This window comes from Streptomyces longispororuber (assembly GCF_024448165.1).
In the GTDB taxonomy this organism is placed as follows: domain Bacteria; phylum Actinomycetota; class Actinomycetes; order Streptomycetales; family Streptomycetaceae; genus Streptomyces; species Streptomyces longispororuber_A.
This window is the reverse complement of sequence record NZ_JAMOLN010000080.1, coordinates 24,991-39,990: the sequence shown is the minus strand read 5'-3', so window position 1 is coordinate 39,990 and position 15,000 is coordinate 24,991. Positions and strand designations below refer to the sequence as shown.

The window sequence follows — 15,000 nt, the reverse complement described above, 5'->3', positions numbered from 1 at the left end:
CCGCCGCCACGCTCGCCAGCATCGTGCCGTCGGGGCTGAACGCCACCCAGCTCATCCGCCCCGTATGACCCGTGAGCGTCGCGCGGGAGCGGCCCGTGGCCGGGTCGACGAGTTCGATGCGGCTGCCGACGCCCACGGCGACGGCCGCGCCCTCGGGGTGCACCGCCAGGCAGCGCACCCCGTCGAACGTCCCCTTGTACGTGGCGAGTTCACCGCGCGCCGCACCGGTGCGCGCGTCCCACGTGCGCAGTGTCCCGTCGTCGCCGCCCGTGAACAGGGTCCGGTCGTGCGGGCTGTACGCCACCGCGCGGACGGCGCCCGCGTGGCCCTCGCACGTGGCGGTCTCACGGGCCTCGACCGTGTCCCACAGGCGCACCGTCCGGTCCGCGCCGCCCGAGGCGAGGACCCGGTTGTCCGGGGCGAAGGCCAGGCAGGTGACCGGGCCCGTGTGGCCGGTGAGCCGGGCCGCGGGGCGCGTGGCGTCACGGGTGGGGGAGGCGTCGTCCGGGGCTGGGCTCCTCGCGGCCGGTGCGGAATCGCGGAGGAGGTAGGCGGGGACCGCGAGCGCCGTGGCCGCCACGGCGGTCGCCGCGAGCAGGGCGGTGCGGCGGGTGGGCCGCCACTTCCGCGCGAAGGTGCCGGCCGGCGGGGCGTCGGCGGGGGCCGTCCCCGGCCGGGGCGTCGTGGCCGACAGGCGTTCCAGGAGGGCCTCGGCCGTCGGCCGCTCGCCCGGTTCCTTCGCCAGGCACGCCGCCACCAGTCCCCGTAGATCGGGATAGCGGGCCAGCCCGGTCAGCGCGGGTGGTTCGGAGGTGATCCGGTGGACGACCGTCGCCGTGCTCGTCGCTTCGAACGGGCCGCTGCCCGTCGCCGCGAAGGCCAGCACCGAGCCGAGCGAGAACACGTCCGTGGCCCGCGTGACCAGGTCCGGGGTACGGAGCTGCTCGGGGGACAGGTACGCGCATGCGGCCGGGTCCGTCGGCTCCGGGGGCGTGCGCGGCGCGTGGGCGATGCCGACGATGCGGGGGCCGTCGTCGGTGAGGACGACGTGGTCGGGGTCGAGGCCGCGGTGGACCACCCCGCACGCGTGGATCGCGGCGAGCCCCTCGGCGAGATCCGCCGCAAGCCGGGGCACCGTGTGCGGCGGCAGCGGTCCTTCCCGGGTGATCCGTTCCCGGAGCGTCGGGCCCGGCACGAACTCCGCTGCCGGCCAAGGGGGTTCGGCGGACGGGTCCGCGTCCACGGTCCGCGCCGTGCGGCGGCCGTCGATGCCCCGGGCCGCCTCGACCTCCCGGGCGAACTCCGCCCGGTCCAGGTCGCCACGTGACCGCTTCACCACAGCGCCCGCCTGCCGCGGGTCCGACGGACCCGGTGACTCCACCATCAGCTACCCCCGTGATCGCGATGCCGCCCGGAATTGAACCACGGGAGAGGACGCGCACATCCCTTGTCTGACGATCCGTCAGGTAAGAGGATGTGTCCCGGCCGTAATTGACGCTCCGTCAGATAGGGGGTTCGGGCATGGCGCCGCTCGCGTACGGCATTCAGCTCCCGATCCAGTCCCAGAGCACCATGTACGCCGAATCCTGGGAGGCCGCCGCAGGCGCCGACGACCTCGCCGAGATCGCCCGCGCCTGTGACCGCGGAGGCTTCGACTACATCGCCTCCTGCGACCACGTGGCCATCCCGCGGCGGCTCGCCGACGCCATGTCGACGACCTGGTACGACCCGGTCGCCACGCTCTCCTTCCTCGCCGGGATCACCGAGCGCGTGCGGCTGCTCAGCCACGTCGCGATCCTCGGGCTGCGCCACCCGCTGGTCTCCGCCAAGCAGTACGCCACGCTCGACCACCTGAGCGGCGGGCGGCTGATCCTGGGCGTCGGGGCCGGGCACGTGGAGGAGGAGTTCGACGCCGTCGGGGCCGACTTCGCGCGGCGCGGGGCCGTGCTCGACGAGAGCATCGACGCCGTGCGGGCTGCCCTGGGCGCCGATGAATTCCCGGTCCACAAAGGGGAGTTCTTCGCCTTCGAGGGGCTCGGGCAGCGGCCGAGGCCCGCGCAGGCGCGGGTGCCGGTGTGGGTCGGCGGCTCCTCCGCGCCCGCCGTGCGCCGGGCCGCCCTCAAGGGGGACGGCTGGCTGCCGCAAGGTGATCCGCGCGACCGGCTCCCGCAGCAGATCGAGAAGGTGCGCCGGCTGCGCGCCGAGGCCGGGATCGAGGCGCCGATCACCATCGGCGCCATCACCGAGCCGCTGTACGTGGGCGCGCCCGGCTGGGAGACCGGGCGGCGCACGGTGTCGGGCGCGCCGGACGCCGTCGCCGAGTCGCTGCGCGCGTACCCGGCCATGGGCGTCGACCAGATCCAGGTCCGCTTCCGCAGCCGGGGGCGCGCCGAGCTCGTCGACCAGATCGCGGCCTTCGCCACCGAGGTCGCACCCCAACTCAGCTGAGGAGCAGGAGACATGGGCAAGCTTGACGGGCGGGTCGTGCTGATCACGGGTGCGGCGCGCGGGCAGGGCGAGCAGGAGGCCAGGCTGTTCGCCGCGGAAGGGGCGCGGATCGTCGTCGCGGACGTCCTCGACGACCAGGGCGAGGCCGTCGCCAAGGACATCGGCAACGCCGTGTACGTGCACCTCGACGTGAGCAAGGAGGAGGACTGGGGCGCCGCCGTGCGGACCGCCCTGGGCGCCTTCGGGAAGATCGACGGGCTCGTCAACAACGCGGGCATCCTGCGGTTCAACGAGCTGGTGTCGACGCCGCTCGACGAGTTCCAGCAGATCGTGCAGGTCAACCAGGTGGGCGCGTTCCTCGGGATCAAGACCGTCGCGCCGGTGATCGCCGACGCCGGGGGCGGTTCCATCGTGAACACCGCCTCGTACACGGGGGTCACGGGCATGGCGTACGTGGGCTCCTACACCGCCACCAAGCACGCCATCGTCGGGCTCACCCGGGTCGCCGCCCTGGAGCTCGCCGCGAAGAAGATCCGGGTCAACGCGGTCTGCCCCGGCGCCATCGACACCGCCATGAGCAATCCGGCCCAGCTCGACCCCACCGCGAACACCGAGGAGGCCGCCGAGGCCCTCGACGGGCTGTACCGCAAGCTCGTGCCGCTCGGCCGGGTCGGCCGGCCCGAGGAGGTCGCGCGGCTCGCGCTCTTCCTCACCGCCGAGGAGGACTCGGCGTACATCACGGGACAGCCGTTCGTGATCGACGGGGGCTGGCTCGCGGGCGTCAGCGTGCTCTGACGTCCGCACCGGCCAAGGTATCTGACGCTGCGTCAGGTATTGACGGTCCCCACCCGCAGTGGAACAGTCGACCCATCCAATCTGACGGATCGTCAGAAACTGACGAGGACGGTGAACCTCCTTGGAATTCGGGCTCTTTGTACAGGGATACGTGGGCAAGCAGGCGCTGACCGACCCCACCGCCGAGCACCGCGCGCTCATGAACGAGACCGAGTACGTCATCCAGGCGGACAAGTCCGGCTTCAAGTACGCCTGGGCGTCCGAGCACCACTTCCTGGAGGAGTACTCGCACCTCTCGGCCAACGACGTGTACCTCGGCTACCTCGCCCACGCGACGGACCGGATCCACCTCGGCTCCGGCATCTTCAACCCGCTCGCGCAGGTCAACCACCCGGTCAAGGTGGCCGAGAAGGTCGCCATGCTCGACCACCTCAGCGAGGGGCGCTTCGAGTTCGGCAGCGGGCGTGGGGCCGGCTCGCACGAGATCCTCGGATTCATCCCTGGTGTGACGGACATGAACTACACCAAGGAGATCTGGGAAGAGACCATCGCCGAGTTCCCGAAGATGTGGCTCCAGGACGAGTACGTCGGGTTCCAGGGCAAGCACTGGTCGCTGCCGCCGCGCAAGATCTTCCCCAAGCCGTACGGGACGTCGCACCCCGCCATGTGGTACGCCGCCGGGTCCCCGCCCTCGTACGCGATGGCCGCCCGCAAGGGCCTGGGCGTCCTCGGGTTCAGCGTGCAGAAGGTCTCCGACATGGAGTGGGTCCTGGAGCAGTACAAGACCGCCATCCAGGACGCCGAGCCCATCGGTGACTTCGTCAACGACAACGTGATGGTGACGTCCACCGCCATCTGCGCCGAGACCCACGACAAGGCCGTCGAGATCGCCGTGAACGGCGGGCTCAACTACCTCCAGTCGCTGGTCTTCCGGTACCACGACACCTTCCCGCGGCCCGAGGGCATCCCCGAGTGGCCGGAGATCCTGCCGGAGTACTCGGCCGAGATCATCGAGCTGCTCATCGCCGAGGAGCTGATGATCTGCGGCGACCCGGACGAGGTGCTCCAGCAGTGCAAGCGCTGGGAGCAGGCCGGGGCCGACCAGTTGTCGTTCGGGCTGCCGATCGGCATCTCGCACGAGGACACGCTCAACTCGATCAAGCTGATCGGGGAGCACGTCATCCCGAAGATCGACACGGATCCGGTGCACCGGACGACCCGGTTCCGCGGTCAGGCCGGGGCCTGACCCCTGCCAGCTGCCCCGGTCCTCCTCCTCCCGGACAGGAGGGCCGGGGCCCTGTCGTCGCCCGGCCACGGGGCGCTGCCCCGGGCCCCGCTCCTCAATCGCCGGAGGGGCTTGTCGTGAGCGGGAGGGCCGGGGCCCTGTCGTTGCCCGGCCGCGGGGCGCTGCCCCGGGCCCCGTCGCGCGTACCCGCCGAACGAGCCGCACGAAAGGACCAGGCATGCTCGACCACCTCATCAAGGGCGCCACCGTCGTCGACGGGACCGGCGCCCCCGCCCACGTCGCCGATGTCGGCATCCGCGACGGGCGCATCGCCGTCATCGCCGAGCCCGGGACCGTCGCCGAGGAGGCACGGTCCAGTGAGGACGCCTCGGGGCTCGTGCTCGCGCCCGGGTTCGTCGACCCGCACACGCACTACGACGCCCAGCTGTTCTGGGACCCGTACGCGACGCCCTCCCTCAACCACGGGGTGACGACCGTCGCGGGCGGCAACTGCGGGTTCACGCTCGCCCCGCTGAACCCCGAGCGGCCCGCGGACGCCGACTACACGCGGCGCATGATGTCCAAGGTCGAGGGGATGTCGCTGGTCGCCCTGGAGGAGGGCGCCCCGTGGACGTGGAACTCCTTCGAGGAGTACCTCGGCGCGCTGGACGGGCGGATCGCGGTCAACGCCGGGTTCATGGTGGGGCACTGCGCGCTGCGCCGGTACGTGATGGGGGCCGACGCCGTCGGCGGGCAGCCCAGCGAGCGGCAGATGGAGGAGATGCTCGCGCTCTTCCACGCGGCCATGGACGCCGGGGCCTGGGGGCTCTCCACCACGCAGTCGTCCACCCACTCCGACGGCGACGGGCAGCCCGTCGCCTCCCGGCACGCGCTGCCCGCCGAACTCGTCGCGCTCAGCAAGGCGGTCGGTGAGCACGAGGGCACCCAGATCGAGGCCATCGTCGCGGGCTGCCTCGACCAGTTCAGCGACGCCGAGATCGATCTGTTCGTCGAGATGAGCGCGGCCGCGGGACGGCCGCTCAACTGGAACGTGCTGACCATCGACGCCGCCGTGCCCGAGCGGGTGCCCCGGCAGCTGGAGGCGAGCGAGCGCGCCCGCAAGTCGGGCGGCCGGATCGTCGCCCTGACCATGCCGATCCTGACCCCGATGAACATGTCGCTGGGCACGTTCTGCGCGCTCAACCTCATCCCCGGGTGGGGCGACGTCCTCGGGCTGCCGGTCGACGAGCGGATCGCGAAGCTGCGCGACCCGGACGTGCGGGCCGAGATGCTGCGGCGGGCCGACAGCAAGGAGGCCGGGGTCTTCCGGCGGCTCGCGAACTTCGGGCGCTACGTCATCGGGGACACCTACTCCGAGGCGAACGAGGGGCTGACCGGGCGGGTGGTGAAGGACATCGCCGCCGAGCGCGGGCAGGAGGCCTTCGAGTGCCTCGTCGAGATCTGCGCCAACGACGGGCTGCGGACCGTGCTGTGGCCGATGCCGACCGACAACGACCCCGACTCGTGGACCCTGCGCGCCGAGACCTGGCAGCACGACGACGTCATGCTGGGCGGCTCGGACGCCGGCGCGCACCTGGACCGGATGTGCGGGGCGCCGTACACGACCCGGTTCATCGGCGACTGTCTGCGCGGGCGGAAGCTGGCGAGCCTGGAGCAGGCCGTGAAGATGCTGACCGACGACCCCGCCCAGCTGTTCGGGCTGCGCGAGCGGGGCCGGGTGCGGGAGGGGTTCCACGCCGACCTGGTGCTGTTCGACCCGGAGACCATCGACGCGGGCAAGGCCACCCTCGTGCACGACCTGCCGGGCGACAGCCCGCGGCTCGACTCGAAGGCCATCGGGATCACCGCCGTGTGGGTCAACGGGGTGGAGGCGATGCGCGGCGACGTGGTGAGCGGGGCCGTGCCCGGCAAGGTGCTGCGGTCGGGGACCGACACCAGGACGGTGAGTACCAGGTGAGCGCATCCCAGCGGCTGTTCATCGGCGGCGAGTGGGTCGAGCCCGGCGGCGGGCACTATGAGGTGATCGACCCGGCAAGTGAGGGTGTCGTGGGGCTCGCCCCCGAGGCCTCCCGGCAGCAGGTGCACGACGCCGCCCGGGCCGCCCGCGACGCCTTCGACACGTGGTCGCGGACGAAGCCGGAGGAGCGGGCCGCGGTCCTCGACCGGGCCGCCGACGTGATGCAGCGGGACTTCGCCGCGCACGCCGAGCTCGCCCAGGCCGAGAGCGGCGCGACCAGCGGAACCGCGCGCGGCATGCAGGTCGCGGTCGGGGTCGCCCGGTTCCGGCGGTACGCCAGGGGGGCCCTGGAGCCCGTCGAGGAAGGGCTGCCGCCGCAGATCAGCGAGGCCGGGCCGATGGGGAGGGCGGGGGTGACGGGCGCCCTCGCCGTGCGCCAGCCCGTCGGCGTCGTCACCTGCATCACCTCGTACAACAACCCCTGGGCCAACCCGGCGGGCAAGGTCGCGCCCGCGCTCGCCATGGGCAACACCGTCGTGGTGAAGCCCGCGCCGCAGGACCCGCTCTCGGTGTACCGGATGGCGGCGGCGCTGGAGGAGGCCGGGGTGCCGCCGGGCGTGGTCAACGTGGTGAGCGGCAGGGAGGTGGCGGTGGGGGAGGCCGCCGTCGACTCGCCGGACGTCGACATGGTCAGCTTCACCGGGTCCACGGCGGTCGGGCAGCGCATCGGCGAGGTGTGCGGGCGGTCCATGAAGCGGCAACTGATGGAGCTGGGCGGCAAGGGCGCCGCGATCGTCCTCGACGACGCCGACCTGGACTCGGCCGTCGCCGGGATCGGCACCACGTACGCCTTCTACAGCGGTCAGATCTGCACCGCCCCGACCCGGGCGATCGTGCACCGCTCCGTGTACGACGCGTTCGTCGAGAAGCTGCGCGGCTACCTCGGGTTCATGAAGGTCGGCGATCCGCGGGCGCAGGGCACGGTCGTCGGTCCCGTCATCTCGGGCGCGCACCGCGAGCGCGTCGAGTCGTACGTGGAGCTGGGCCGCAAGGAGGGCGCGACCGTCGTGGCGGGCGGCGAGCGGCCCGCCCTGGAGAAGGGCTTCTACGTGGCCCCCACCCTGCTCGCCGACTGCACCAACGACATGCGGGTGGTGCGCGAGGAGATCTTCGGTCCGGTCGTCGCCGTCGTCCCGTTCGACGGCGACGAGGACGAGGCGGTCGCCCTCGCCAACGACAGCGAGTACGGGCTCATCGACTACGTATGGTCGGGGGACGTCGCCCGCGCCTTCCGGGTCGCGCGGCGGCTGCGGGCCGGCGGGGTCGGGGTGAACACGATCGGGCGGAACATGGAGGCGCCGTTCGGCGGGTTCAAGAAGAGCGGGGTGGGCCGGGACGTCGGCTCGTACGCCCTGCACGCGTACAGCGAGCTGCAGTCGATCGTCTGGCCCGGGTGACGAAGTCCACGAAACCTGCACGGGAAAATTTGGAACCTGGGCAAATCGGACCCGGCAACGATTACCGAATATCGGACGCCGGGCCGATCGCCTTGCGATGTGCGGCCGATTCCTGCAATCTTCCCGTTGGGTCGAAAGTGACTGCCCGAATTGCCCATGGATTATTAACCGGCGAAGTCATGATGAATCCCGCCAGATGTGGAAACCGCAGGATTTAACGTCCTGTTCATGACTCAGCTGGACGCACGGCCCTCGACGGCGCGGGCCGCAGACAGCGCCGCCGACGGCGGTGGCAAGGGGCTCGGCGGGAACTCCGTCGGGCTGCTCGGCAGTGCCGTCATCGGCGTCTCCACCGTCGCGCCCGTCTACTGCCTGACCTCGACGCTCGGCTCCACGGCCGGCGAGGTCGGGCTGCAGATGCCCGCCGTCTTCCTCGCCGGCTTCCTGCCGATGCTCCTCGTCGCCTTCGCGTACCGGGAGCTCAACAAGGTCATGCCGGACTGCGGCACGTCCTTCACCTGGACCGTGAAGGCCTTCGGGCCGCGCGTCGGGTGGATGTGCGGCTGGGGCCTGGTGATCGCGACGATCATCGTCCTGTCGAACCTCGCGGGCGTCGCGACCTCGTACTTCTGGCTGCTCGCGGGCGAGATCACGAACAACGGCGCGGTGGCCGACCTGGACGGCAACAAGGCCGTCCACATCGTCACCTGCCTCGTCCTGATCGCCGCCGCGACGGCCGTCAGCTACCGCGGCATGACCGCGACCAAGGGCGTCCAGTACACGCTGGTCGGACTCCAGCTGGTGGTGCTCGCCGTCTTCGTCGTGATGGCGGTGACGAAGGCGGGCTCCGCGGACTTCGCCGCGACGTCGGTGGACTTCTCCTGGTCCTGGCTGAACCCGTTCTCCGTGCAGTCCTTCGGCGCGTTCACCGCGGGCCTGTCCCTGTCGATCTTCATGTACTGGGGCTGGGACACCTGCCTGACCGCCAACGAGGAGACCATCGGCAGCGACCGCACGCCGGGCCGCGCCGCGCTCATCGCGATGGTCGTCCTCGTCGGCTCCTACCTGGCGACCGGCGTGGCCGCCCAGATGATCGTCGGCTCCGGCGACCAGGGCCTCGGCCTCGCCAACCCGGAGACCTCCGACAACGTCTTCGCCGCGCTCGCCGGCCCCGTCATGGGCCCGACGCTCGGCATCCTCCTGTTCGTCGCCGTCCTCGCCTCCGCGGCGGCCAGCCTCCAGACCACGTTCATCCCGGTAGCCCGCACGGTCCTGGCCATGTCGACGTACGAGGCCCTGCCCGCCTCCTACGCCCGCGTCCACCCGCGCTTCAAGACGCCCGGCCGCGCCACGATCACCGCGGGCGTCGCCACGGCCGTCTTCTACACGGTCATGACGCTGGTCTCCGAGCACGTCCTCGTCGACACGATCTACGCGCTCGGCCTCATGATCTGCTTCTACTACGCGCTGACGGCCTTCGCCTGCGCCTGGTACTTCAAGGGCGAGCTGACCCGCTCGGTCCGTGACGTCACCTTCAAGGGCCTCTTCCCGCTGCTCGGCGGCGTCCTCCTGTCGGCCGTCTTCGCCAAGACCCTGATCGACATGTGGAACCCGGAGTACGGCAGCGGCTCCTCGGTGTTCGGCGTCGGCTCGGTGTTCGTCATCGGGGTGGGCCTGCTGCTCGTCGGCGTCGTCATCATGCTGGTGATGGGGCGGCGCAGCCCCGCGTTCTTCCGCGGCGAGGTGCTGAACCGGGACACGGCGGTGCTGGTCGTCGCGGAGTGAGGACCGCCCGGTTCAGTGGTGCCACGGCAGCTCGACCGGTGAGGCGGGGGTGTGCCCCGCGGCGAGGCCGGTGAGCAGGGCGGGCAGACCGAGCGGGACGACCCGCTCGGCGGTGGCCGCCAGGTCCGCGCGCGTCCACCAGCGGTGGCCCGCGAAGTGGGCGCGCTCGCGGACGTCGTGGCCGCTCGTGTCGATCCGCAGGCCGTCGGGCACCCGGTGGTGGAAGAAGACGTCCAGGAACACGCCCTCGGCCCAGCCGAGATCCGCGTACCCGGACGTCCGCGCGACGACCGGCCCGAGGGCCCCGGGGGCGACCCGCAGGCCCGTCTCCTCGTGGAGTTCCCTGGCCGCCGCCACCGCCAGGGACTCGCCGTCCCGCACGCCGCCGCCGGGCGTCAGCCAGAGGTGTCCGGCCGCCGGCCGCTCCGGATCGTCGTGGAACAGCAGCAGCAGGACCCGGCCGGAGCCGTCGAGCAGGACGACGCGGGCGGAGCGGCGGCAGTAGTTCCCGGCAGAGTCGGTCATGCCGGAAGACTCTGCTCCCGGTACCCGCGGCCCGTCACGCCCCGAGGAAGACCGGGTTCGTGAACGCCGTCAGCGCGCCCGGCAGCCCGGTGACCGCCGGAGCGTGCCGGACCTCGGCCCGTACGTACGCCGCGTAGGACGGCGTCGTCCGCCAGCTCACCTTGCCCGTGCCGGACTCGGGGAGCGCCGGGGACGTGAACAGGGTGCCCTGGTCGGTGACGAGGTGCAGCGTGCAGCCGGGGGCGCCCTTGACCTCCAGGTCCACCGTGACCGGGGTGTCCGCGGCCACCGCCAGGCGTTCGCCGATGCCGGCCACCCGGCCCTTGCCGCCCGTGGCGGAGAAGGACACCTCGACGGCCGCGGACTCGGCGACGTAGGAACGGCCCGCCCTGATGCCCGCCTGGATCGCGTCCCGGGTCAGGTCGTCGGCCAGCACCACCGTCTGCGGGCCGCCGATCCGGTCGGGGTCGCGGTGCGCGTCGCTGTTGCCCATGGCCGGGATCCAGGAGCCCTTCCCGGTGCCGCTGCCGCGTGACCGGGCGTACGAGACGAGGGTGTTGTCCCAGTCGGCCAGGGAGATCTCGTCGTCGGGGGTGTACGGGCCGTTCCACACCTCCACCGCGTCCGCCTCGCCGAAGCCGAACTTCCAGCCGCAGCCGATGCACGTCGCGTGCGGGTGCGCCGGGACGACCAGGCCGCCCGCCCGGCGGATCTCCCGCGCGTACGCCGCCCAGCGGTTGTCGCGGGCCCGGTAGCGCCAGTCGATGAACGTGCCGGGATCCGTGCCGAGGGCGACCACGTGGCCGTTGCGGGTCGTGACCTCCTCGCCCAGCATGACGAGCAGGTCGTCGCCCGCCACGTCCGCCCAGTGGGCCTGCGCGGAGTGCGTGTTGTGGTCCGACGTGTTGATGAAGTCCAGGCCCGCCGCCCGGGCGAGCGCACCGATCTCGGCGGGCGTGCGGCGCCCGTCCGAGTACCAGCTGTGCAGGTGGCAGTCGCCGCGGTACCAGGCGCGGCCCCGGCCGCGGGCCCGCTCCGGCGGATAGCTCGGCCGCGGCGTCTCGCCCGCCGGGCCGTGGGTGAGCGTCACCGTCACCGAGTACGGCAGGCCGTCCGGCGCCACCGTGTACGGGCCGAGCGCGATGTGCCAGGTGCCCGCCCGTACCGGGCCCGGGATGTAGCCGGGCGTCGCGTCGTCCGCGCGGACGAAGAACTCCGTGCGCGCCCCGCCCGACCAGCCGCGGAAGCCCTTGCCGCCGAGCGCCGTGCCGCGCTCGTCGAAGATGCCGATGTCGAGCGCGTTGTTCTGGGTGCCGGCCGGGACCGTCGCCTTCGTGTACGTGTAGGCGACGTGGATCTCCCGCACGCCGGACGGGACCTCCACCGGCAGGTACACGAAGTCGGGGGCGCCCGGCGGCAGGGTGCCCGTGAGCGTCTTGGTGGACTGCGAGCCGTCGGCGGCGCTGGCGAAGCTCATGGTGGTGAGCGTAAGTGCCGTCGCCGCACCGGTCACGAGCAACGCCCGTCTGCCGATGCCGTGTTCGGTGCCGTGTGTTTCGTCCGTGCACATATCGCGGCTCCCCAGGGTGTGGATGTGACGTGTGCGAACCCTGGCAGTAAGCCGTGAACTCCCCTCCAAGGGAAGGGGATCGGCGGATTACGACTGGCGGCGCCTGCGGAACAGGCCGGCGACGATCAGCACCACGATCACGATCAGCACGATGAGGATCCAGCCGAGCGCGCCGAGCGAACCGCTCTTCTTCTTTTTCCTCTTTTTGGAATTCTTGGACTTATTGGACTTCTTGCCGGTCCTGGACAGCTTGTCGGTGGTGTCGGACCTCGACGTGGAGACCTGCTTCGCCGGCTTCCCGACGGGATGGGAGACCGGCTTCGAGACCTGCCCGGATACCTGCTGGGACGACGTCGTCGCGGCGTACGCCGTCGCCGGGACGCCGCCCAGGAGCAGCGCGCCGAGCAACACCAGCACCGTCGTGGGACGCGTGCGGAGAAACATGACAAACCCCCCGTTGGTCAAGGACCCGGCGAGACTAGTACCACCCGAGCACGCCCGGAACCCCCGCCGACGTGATCCGCTCGTATGCTCGGTTCATGAGTGATCCGGACGCCGCACGACAGCAGAGCCAGCCCACCGCCAACTCGATGCGACGCGCGCTCAAACGGGCCAGGGACGGCGTCGCGCTCGACGTCACGGAGGCCGCCGTACTGCTCCAGGCGCGCGGCACCGATCTCGACGACCTGACCGCGTCGGCCGCCCGGGTGCGCGACGCGGGTCTCGAAGCCGCCGGACGGCCGGGCGTCATCACGTACTCGAAGAGCGTGTTCGTCCCGCTCACCCGGCTGTGCCGGGACAAGTGCCACTACTGCACGTTCGTGACCGTCCCCGGCAAGCTGCGCCGCGCCGGGCACGGGATGTTCATGTCGCCGGACGAGGTCCTCGACATCGCCCGCAAGGGCGCCGAACTCGGCTGCAAGGAAGCCCTGATCACCCTCGGCGACAAGCCCGAGGACCGCTGGCCCGAGGCCCGCGAATGGCTCGACGCGCACGGCTACGACGACACCATCGCCTACGTCCGCGCCATCTCGATCCGGATCCTGGAGGAGACGGGACTGCTCCCGCACCTCAACCCGGGCGTCCTGTCCTGGACCGACTTCCAGCGGCTCAAGCCCGTCGCCCCGTCGATGGGCATGATGCTGGAGACCACCGCCGAGCGTCTGTGGTCCGAGCCCGGCATGCCGCACTACGGCTCCCCGGACAAGGAACCGGCCGTCCGGCTGCGGGTGCTGGAGGACGCGGGCCGCTCCTCCGTCCCCTTCACCAGCGGGCTGCTCATCGGGATCGGCGAGACGTACGAGGAGCGCGCGGAGTCCCTCTTCGCCCTGCGCCGTGTCGCCCGCTCCTACCACGGCGTCCAGGAACTGATCATCCAGAACTTCCGCGCCAAGCCGGACACGGCGATGCGCGGCATGCCCGACGCCGAACTCGACGACCTCGTCGCGACCGTGGCCGTCGCCCGGCACATCATGGGCCCGGCGGGCAATCTGCAGGCCCCGCCGAACCTGGTCGACGGCGAGTACGCGCGGCTCATCGGCGCCGGCATCGACGACTGGGGCGGCGTCTCCCCGGTGACCATCGACCACGTGAACCCGGAGAAGCCGTGGCCGAAGCTGGCGGAACTGGCCGGGCAGTCCGCCGAGGCCGGCTTCGAGCTGCGCGAACGACTGTGCGTGTACCCGGAGTTCGTGACCCGCGGCGAACCGTGGCTCGACCCGCGCCTGCTCCCGCACGTCCGCGCGCTCGCCGACCCGGACACCGGTCTCGCGATCGCCGACGCACCCGTCGTCGGCCGCCCCTGGCAGGAGCCGGACGAGGGGTTCGTCGTGGCGAGCGGCCGCACCGACCTGCACCGCACCATCGACACCGAGGGCCGCACATCCGACCGGCGCGACGACTTCGACGTGGTCTACGGCGACTGGGAGGCGCTGCGTGAGCAGGCGGCCCCCGGCATGGTGCCGTCCCGCATCGACGGCGACGTGCGCGAGGCGCTGGCGATCGCGGCCGACGACCCGACCCGGCTCACCGACGACCAGGCCCTCGCCCTGCTGCACGCGGACGGCCCGGCCCTCGACGCCCTGTGCCGGATCGCCGACGACATCCGCAAGACGGTCAACGGCGACGACGTCACGTACATCGTCACGCGGAACATCAACTTCACCAACGTCTGCTACACCGGCTGCCGCTTCTGCGCCTTCGCGCAGCGCCGCACCGACGCCGACGCGTACACCCTCTCCCTGGACCAGGTCGCCGACCGCGCCCAACAGGCCTGGGACGTCGGGGCGGTCGAGGTCTGCATGCAGGGCGGCATCCACCCGGACCTGCCCGGCACGGCCTACTTCGACATCGCGAAGGCGGTCAAGGAGCGGGTCCCGGGCATGCACGTCCACGCCTTCTCCCCGATGGAGGTCGTGAACGGCGCGACCCGCACCGGCATGTCCATCCGCGAGTGGCTGACCGCCGCCAAGGAAGCGGGTCTCGACTCGATCCCCGGCACGGCCGCCGAGATCCTCGACGACGAGGTCCGCTGGATCCTCACCAAGGGCAAGCTGCCCACGGCGACGTGGATCGAGGTCGTCAGGACCGCGCACGAACTCGGCATCCGGTCGAGCTCGACGATGATGTACGGGCACGTGGACCAGCCGCGGCACTGGCTCGGCCACTTCCGCACCCTGGCCGCGATCCAGCAGGAGACCGGCGGCTTCACGGAGTTCGTGACGCTGCCCTTCATCCACACGAACGCGCCGGTCTACCTGGCGGGCATCGCGCGGCCGGGCCCGACGACCCGCGACAACCGCGCGGTCACGGCGATGGCCCGGGTCCTCCTCCACCCGCACATCCCCAACATCCAGACCAGCTGGGTGAAGCTCGGCACGGAGGGCGCGGCCGAGATGCTCCGCTCGGGCGCCAACGACCTGGGCGGCACCCTCATGGAGGAGACCATCTCGCGGATGGCGGGCTCCTCCTACGGCTCGTACAAGTCGGTCAAGGATCTGGTGGCGGTCGCGGACGCGGCGGGCCGCCCGGCGAGGCCGCGGACGACGCTGTACGGGTCCGTCCCGGAGGAGCGGGTCCGCACCGCCGCGGCGTCGGACGGGCATCTGCCGGAGCTGCTGCCGGTGCTGGGCGACTGAACCCAAGCCGGGACCTGGGGCGTCCGCCCCCAGGTCCCGGCTTTTATTCGCTCTCACGTGTCAGTACCTGCTGTTAGCCT

At 71.8% G+C, this 15,000-nt stretch carries 11 protein-coding genes; 7 read left to right on the top strand and 4 right to left on the bottom strand.

Annotation, left to right across the window (positions count from 1 at the left end; genetic code table 11):
• Positions 1 to 1,336: serine/threonine-protein kinase (locus M4J07_RS22505; RefSeq protein WP_255974744.1), on the bottom strand; the 1,336-nt coding region annotated here is incomplete at its 3' end.
• Between the two features lie 185 nt (positions 1,337 to 1,521).
• Between M4J07_RS22505 and M4J07_RS22500 the strand changes: the two genes are divergently transcribed.
• From M4J07_RS22500 to M4J07_RS22475, 6 genes are all read left to right on the top strand, one after another.
• Positions 1,522 to 2,448, top strand: a complete 927-nt coding sequence (locus M4J07_RS22500) for an LLM class F420-dependent oxidoreductase (protein ID WP_255974742.1) — start codon at positions 1,522 to 1,524, stop codon at positions 2,446 to 2,448.
• A gap of 12 nt (positions 2,449 to 2,460) precedes the next feature.
• On the top strand, positions 2,461 to 3,243 hold the full coding sequence (locus tag M4J07_RS22495; protein WP_255974740.1) for an SDR family NAD(P)-dependent oxidoreductase: 783 nt from the start codon (positions 2,461 to 2,463) through the stop codon (positions 3,241 to 3,243).
• 121 nt (positions 3,244 to 3,364) lie between these two features.
• Positions 3,365 to 4,489: an LLM class flavin-dependent oxidoreductase gene (locus M4J07_RS22490; protein WP_255974738.1), complete on the top strand. Its 1,125-nt coding sequence runs from the start codon at positions 3,365 to 3,367 to the stop codon at positions 4,487 to 4,489.
• 217 nt (positions 4,490 to 4,706) lie between these two features.
• A complete protein-coding gene (locus M4J07_RS22485; RefSeq protein ID WP_255974736.1) occupies positions 4,707 to 6,446 on the top strand; it encodes an N-acyl-D-amino-acid deacylase family protein in 1,740 nt (579 codons plus the stop codon).
• On the top strand, positions 6,443 to 7,903 hold the full coding sequence (locus M4J07_RS22480; RefSeq protein ID WP_255974734.1) for an aldehyde dehydrogenase family protein: 1,461 nt from the start codon (positions 6,443 to 6,445) through the stop codon (positions 7,901 to 7,903). Before M4J07_RS22485 ends, M4J07_RS22480 begins: the two co-directional genes overlap by 4 nt.
• A gap of 228 nt (positions 7,904 to 8,131) precedes the next feature.
• Complete coding sequence (locus M4J07_RS22475; RefSeq protein WP_255974732.1) at positions 8,132 to 9,688, top strand: APC family permease; 1,557 nt, start codon at positions 8,132 to 8,134, stop codon at positions 9,686 to 9,688.
• Between the two features lie 12 nt (positions 9,689 to 9,700).
• On the opposite strand, the gene M4J07_RS22470 is transcribed toward M4J07_RS22475, so the two are convergent.
• From M4J07_RS22470 to M4J07_RS22460, 3 genes are all read right to left on the bottom strand, one after another.
• The gene (locus tag M4J07_RS22470) at positions 9,701 to 10,213 is read right to left on the bottom strand and encodes an NUDIX hydrolase (RefSeq protein WP_255974730.1); all 513 of its coding nucleotides are present in this window, start codon (positions 10,211 to 10,213) and stop codon (positions 9,701 to 9,703) included.
• Between the two features lie 34 nt (positions 10,214 to 10,247).
• Positions 10,248 to 11,783 (bottom strand): CehA/McbA family metallohydrolase, encoded by a 1,536-nt coding sequence (locus tag M4J07_RS22465; RefSeq protein WP_255974728.1) that lies wholly within the window; start codon positions 11,781 to 11,783, stop codon positions 10,248 to 10,250.
• An 87-nt stretch (positions 11,784 to 11,870) separates the two neighbouring features.
• Positions 11,871 to 12,227 carry a hypothetical protein gene (locus tag M4J07_RS22460; RefSeq protein WP_255974726.1) on the bottom strand — a complete coding sequence of 119 codons (357 nt, stop codon included), beginning with the start codon at positions 12,225 to 12,227 and terminating at the stop codon, positions 11,871 to 11,873.
• Positions 12,228 to 12,322: 95 nt separating this feature from the next.
• Between M4J07_RS22460 and M4J07_RS22455 the strand changes: the two genes are divergently transcribed.
• A complete protein-coding gene (locus M4J07_RS22455) occupies positions 12,323 to 14,920 on the top strand; it encodes a bifunctional FO biosynthesis protein CofGH (RefSeq protein ID WP_255974725.1) in 2,598 nt (865 codons plus the stop codon).
• Positions 14,921 to 15,000 lie beyond the last annotated feature (80 nt).

What these genes read in the sequence shown, in the direction of transcription:
- M4J07_RS22495 (WP_255974740.1), top strand. Translation starts at nt 2,461, where the DNA reads ATGGGCAAGCTTGACGGGCGGGTCGTGCTGATCACGGGTGCGGCGCGC.
- M4J07_RS22460 (WP_255974726.1), bottom strand. Translation starts at nt 12,227, where the DNA reads ATGTTTCTCCGCACGCGTCCCACGACGGTGCTGGTGTTGCTCGGCGCG.
- M4J07_RS22485 (WP_255974736.1), top strand. Translation starts at nt 4,707, where the DNA reads ATGCTCGACCACCTCATCAAGGGCGCCACCGTCGTCGACGGGACCGGC.
- M4J07_RS22500 (WP_255974742.1), top strand. Translation starts at nt 1,522, where the DNA reads ATGGCGCCGCTCGCGTACGGCATTCAGCTCCCGATCCAGTCCCAGAGC.
- M4J07_RS22475 (WP_255974732.1), top strand. Translation starts at nt 8,132, where the DNA reads ATGACTCAGCTGGACGCACGGCCCTCGACGGCGCGGGCCGCAGACAGC.
- M4J07_RS22455 (WP_255974725.1), top strand. Translation starts at nt 12,323, where the DNA reads ATGAGTGATCCGGACGCCGCACGACAGCAGAGCCAGCCCACCGCCAAC.
- M4J07_RS22465 (WP_255974728.1), bottom strand. Translation starts at nt 11,783, where the DNA reads ATGTGCACGGACGAAACACACGGCACCGAACACGGCATCGGCAGACGG.
- M4J07_RS22470 (WP_255974730.1), bottom strand. Translation starts at nt 10,213, where the DNA reads ATGACCGACTCTGCCGGGAACTACTGCCGCCGCTCCGCCCGCGTCGTC.